We start from the raw sequence: 4929 nt of genomic DNA on the forward strand, positions 1-4929 counted from the left end.
CGCGCTCGTGTCGTCTTGGCCCTCGTCGATCAGGACGTTCCAAGAAGGATCTAGTTCGCCGATCTCGTGATCCTTCAGGTTTGACAGCGTGAGCCAGTGAATCGGAGTAGCGGCCTTGACGACTTCGGGAACGACTCCCATCCACGCCGGGTGGTCGCAGTTCATCAGCATCACGCTCGTCCAGTTCTTCCGGCGGTAGTTGGTCTGGTCGCACTCCATCTGCGTGCCGATGTACTTGCGTTCGTGCTGGCTTTGATAGTCAGGGTGCTTGACGACTTGGACCGCGCAGGCCGGATCGAAGCAGTCAGCAAGTTCCTTCACGTCGGCCAGCATCAGCATGTCCGATGCGTCCATGAAGATCGCTCGACCCGTGAAACCAGAGAGGTACGGGACGAGGAAGCGAGACAGAGTGAAGGCGTTGGAGCCACCCAAACCTGAGACCGGGATGAACTCCACGGGGATCGATGCGCGCTTGATGACCGAGTGGACGAACGTGTGAAATCCGATGGACTCTCGACGGTCGTAACCACAGAACAGTTTCATTTCCAGACGACCGCGAGCTTGGACATGCCGCCGTGCTTGCAGCGATCTCCGATCGGGAGGATCTGAACCTTCATCGTCTTGGCGAGTTCGTCGACAAGCTGATTGGCGCCGTACTTCGTCAGATCGGGGATGCCCTTATCTTCCACGTAGTAGTCATCGAACACGACGCACTTCGCTTCCTTGACGGCTTCGTAGTCGCTGCGGATCGCATCCACCCGGTGGTCACCATCGATGAATGCGAAGTCGCACGGTAGTTTGGTTCCTGCTAGCGTCTTCGTGGTGTCGCCGACGATCAAGTCAAAGGTGAAGCGGCTCTTGATGCTTGAGAGTCTTGCCCTCGCCTGGCTCTCGCTCGGCGGACCTTTCCCGTTCAATGCGTCCTGTTGAAACTGCTCATCACCCAGACCGAAGATGTCGCAGCCAATGTAGTGAACTGAGGCTTGATACCTGAGCGCTTCCTTGCAGAGCTTGTAGGCGCGAAGAGCTTTGTGCACCCCGATCTCTACTATGATCTTCGGCTTGACCTTGGAGACAAGATCAATCATCTGCTCGTATCGTTTTGCCACTCAGCGACTCCAGTAGCTTCAGCCCGTTTGATCTTCATGTCCGAAGGAAGTGACTTACCTCGGTCCTTCCTCTTGCCCTTCAGGTGATCTAGCTTTTCACCCAAGGGGCCGTTGACAAGCGGGTGGCCCGTCCTCTCGGCATCACCAGATAGGGATACACACTTCAGGCCCGCGGTCTTCCTGACTTCCTCGATCGCCCATGAGTCGTGCCACTCGGCCAGATCGAAGAGCTTGTCCGTCTTGTAGAGATCAACGATCTCTGCGTTGAACCGATCGCAGGCACCTTTACGGAACATCATGAATCCGCACTCCGGGTACTTGCCTTCCCGCTTCAGGTAGGCAAAGTCCGCATCGCCGATCAGAGATCTGAGCCACTCTTTTGTCACGGGCGCGTGAGTCACACAGTCGGCGTCCATCCATATCAGGATGTCATCGGCAAGCTCGTAGGCCAACTCGATCGCGGCCACTTTGTGAGCGAACCGCACAGCATCAAAGCGATAGTTGTCTGTCGGCCTGTGTGCGTGGCGAGCCTTGAAGTCAGAGAGCCATGACGACTCATCCTCTAGTAGCTCATCGGTGTAGGCGGCCAGCGGCGTATCCCAAAACTGTTCGAACGTCTCAACGCACCGCTTCGCGTACACATCCCAATGCCGCTGGGCGTAGGTCGTGACTACAAGCACATCTGTTCCTTCAGGTAGGCCCAGCACTCGCCGGACTCCATTTCTTTGTGCGTCCACTGAAGCCACGCAACGTCAGCAAGAAACTGTTCCCTGCCTTCAAGTCTTGGAGGGTTTTTGATCTCGCCCAACTTGATGCTGAATGCCGCTGCGGCCCCCGTCTCGCAGTACACCGGAACACCAGCCACGAGAGCATCAATGGCTGTATTCGAGTGGTGCGTAACGATGACCTTGGCCGTACTCAATGTGTCTTCGATCGGGCCGCAGTCAAACCGCGTTCCTGAGATCGGTCTGGCCTCTAGATCTCGCGGCTTCGGTCGGTATGCGACCTTGTGACCGCTGAGCCGGCGGGCCATCTCGGTTTCCCACTGCATGTAATCGAAGCCGTGATCCCTGCAGGCTTTCCGACTAGACCCGGCGATAACGATCTCGTCACCGTCTTTCCAAGGCTGGATCTTGATGCCTAGGTTTTGAAGCGGAGGAACTTGTGTCCTTGCTTGACGTAGCTGTCCGGGCTCCACCCGCCCACTGTGAACCGGTAGTACTCGCCTCGATTCCAATAGCCCATGTCCGCGTATGCGAACTTCGGGAACCTGGCGAGTACATCCCTGCACTTCCACCCCCACACGATCCCGACATCGCCGTTGGGGGCCGTCCTTCTGACATCAGCGATGACCGCTGAGTCTCCGTGGCGCCTGATCCCTTCGTACATCGAATCAGCGATTCGCCTGTATCTTTGGAGGCGAGGATTCGTCAGGCAGACGACCTTAGTAGCCAATCGAATGCCTCTCCGCTTCTGATTTCATCCAAGCTCCACTGAGCCCAGGCTAGTTGCCTGAGCATGTCCAGCCGGCCTTGGTCTGTGTTGTCCTGTTCGCCGATCCAGTTAGGCATATGAGACTCGACGGGGATGCCCCACATCAAAGCCTTGACCGCCGCACCACTACCCCAGGTGATGACCCGGCCGCAGTCCTTCAGGTCTTGCTTGAGATCGACCGACTGATGCCGTCCTGGGTGCTGCCTGATCCGGCCGTGGAAGTGATTCCCCCAGCCTCTTGGCATCGCGATACCCGGAGGTCCGATTCCCCTTTGAGGCAGGATCACCGTTTCGCCGAAGGTTCTCCACGGGTCAAGCTCCACGCCGAGCCTATCCCATCTTTCAGAATCGCCGTGCCTGCACTTGACGTTGTGAAAGCCTTCTTGAATCTGATACCACCGACCGCCTTGGAAGTCGTTGCCCCACGTCGCGTTCTCGGCAACCAAGATGCGGTCGGCCTTGACGCTGTTAGCAGTCCCTATCCTGTTCCACGTCACGAACAGCTCGCACCGACTCGGCGTCCCTCGCTCGACTTCGTAGCCGATCCGCCTCAGACCTTCGATGAAAGCCTGTTGCCTCTCAGGAACCGTGTACCGGAGATTCAGCCAAGCAATCTTCAAGCGCGGCCCTCGGATACACGTCCAATGCTGAATCTGGCGTGCAGTTAATGATCTGCACGCCTCTCGGCTGGTAGTTCTTGAACTGCCGCTTGAAGGCTTCCATGCGTTCAGGCTTGGTCGACTTCAGCGGCTTCGGGTGCTTCCCGAAAAAGTGATTCCCAGGGTCTTTCAGATCGAAGCCGCAGAGCAGCACTCGCCTCGCTCCAAGCTTCACGGCCACCATGATCCCTAACAGCCCTGAGTTCGTACCGGTGTCAACGTGCAGACGCTCGACCCCGTGGATCGCCCTGAAGTCAGGCATTGCACCGAACTTCAAACCGCTGAACGCCAGCGCCTCGGGATGCTGTTTCCACCAAGCAGAGTCTGTGCTTGCGAGAGCATCGGCCCAAGGAGCCAGTCTGTAGGCGTCCGAGACTGCGACGACGTTGTGCCCTCTGACAGAATCGGCGATCGACTGGTTCAGACTGGGACCGGTAGCCAGAACAACCCACACCACTAAACCTCTCCGGCTGTCAGTTGGCTCATAGCTGCACGATCTGGCCGTTTGAGATCGTCCCGTTATTGGCAGAGTTCACTTGCGCCGGCAGCGTCACACCAGTCGCCGAGGCGGAGTCCCACAGCTCTGCGAGGTTCGACGTGATGTCGGTTGCCGCAGAACCCAGGGCAGCGATCTCGAATCGAGTCACGCAATCCGACAAGCTCAGCGCGGCGGAGTAGACCCGAGCGGAGATGAATGCCATGCGCCCAGGGTCTGCCCACGCACCAGAGTTTCGCCATGCCCCGATGCCGGTCCGATGGCCTGACTGAGAGGTCATCGAGATCGCGATATTACGCTGCTTGACCAGCTTGCCGTTGACGTACAGGCGCCAGATGCTCGTGCCGTCAAAAGTGCTGATGACGTGCTGGGCCTTGGCGTACTTCCCAAGGACTCCGGTTCGCCATGCGGCATTCGCTAGCGGCGGATCGGAGTCGATCCTTGGTAGCGGAAGAACCATGTACTGAGGACCAGGCCAGCGCAGGGTGAAGTCGTCCTCATGCTTGAGAAACGTCCCCCACGAATATGCATTGTTGGTCGCCGCCGGCCCTGCGCCCCGGCCGATCAGTTGCATGTAAGGCGTGTCGCTTGCCGTAGCCGAGTAGTACGGAATACCGAACCACTCCACCGTCATGGCGCCCGAGATGTTGAGCGTGTCGTCAGACGTCCCGCAGTCGATCACGCTAGCGACATCCCGGCCCGGCAGATAGATCGCCTTCTTGCCCGAGGTGATGACAGCCGGTGCTGAGTAAGGAGTCCCACCGGAGCCACCGAACACCAAGGCTCGATACGTGATCGTGTTCAGGTTGCCGAATGTCGTTCCGAGCGTGATGGCGCTCGACGACAGCACGGGATCGCCAGCAACGGCAGCAGTTGCCCCCACTGGATAGGTCGCGTCCAGCGTGCAGATTCGAGCTTGGTTCCCGTTGGTCGCGTCGCTGCGATAGATGATCGCGAACTTTGCGTCAGTGACGGCGATAGTTCTGCCGCCAGAACCGTTCCCGGTCCAAGAGACGTTCGTGACGTTCGCCCCGTCAGTCAGGAAGAACAAGCCATCGATACCCTCCCCGAGACCGTTTGCAGAGTCGTACTGGTTAGCGTAGGTCTGACTGGACAGGGTGGCAGAACCAACCCCGAGCGTCGTCACCGGGTCCGTCGGCTTGGCTGTTGC

5 protein-coding genes and 1 pseudogene are annotated in these 4929 nt (G+C 58.4%); all 6 read right to left on the reverse strand.

The window, feature by feature from the left end; translation table 11 throughout:
* Positions 1–456, reverse strand: a pseudogene (locus x551_RS18425) (hypothetical protein); the annotation flags it as partial.
* Between the two features lie 83 nt (positions 457–539).
* The gene (locus x551_RS18430; RefSeq protein WP_152543584.1) at positions 540–1109 is read right to left on the reverse strand and encodes a class I SAM-dependent methyltransferase; all 570 of its coding nucleotides are present in this window, start codon (positions 1107–1109) and stop codon (positions 540–542) included.
* Entirely contained in the window at positions 1085–1816 is a 732-nt protein-coding gene (locus tag x551_RS18435) for a hypothetical protein (protein WP_152543585.1), read from the reverse strand. Before x551_RS18435 ends, x551_RS18430 begins: the two co-directional genes overlap by 25 nt.
* A gap of 723 nt (positions 1817–2539) precedes the next feature.
* Complete coding sequence (locus x551_RS18450) at positions 2540–3223, reverse strand: hypothetical protein (RefSeq protein WP_036234507.1); 684 nt, start codon at positions 3221–3223, stop codon at positions 2540–2542.
* The gene (locus x551_RS25470; RefSeq protein ID WP_152543586.1) at positions 3183–3716 is read right to left on the reverse strand and encodes a hypothetical protein; all 534 of its coding nucleotides are present in this window, start codon (positions 3714–3716) and stop codon (positions 3183–3185) included. Before x551_RS25470 ends, x551_RS18450 begins: the two co-directional genes overlap by 41 nt.
* A gap of 28 nt (positions 3717–3744) precedes the next feature.
* On the reverse strand, positions 3745–4929 hold a 1185-nt coding region (locus tag x551_RS18455; RefSeq protein ID WP_216701344.1), incomplete at its 5' end, for a hypothetical protein.

It is taken from the genome of Methylibium sp. T29, from assembly GCF_000576205.1.
GTDB lineage: Bacteria > Pseudomonadota > Gammaproteobacteria > Burkholderiales > Burkholderiaceae_C > Methylibium > Methylibium petroleiphilum.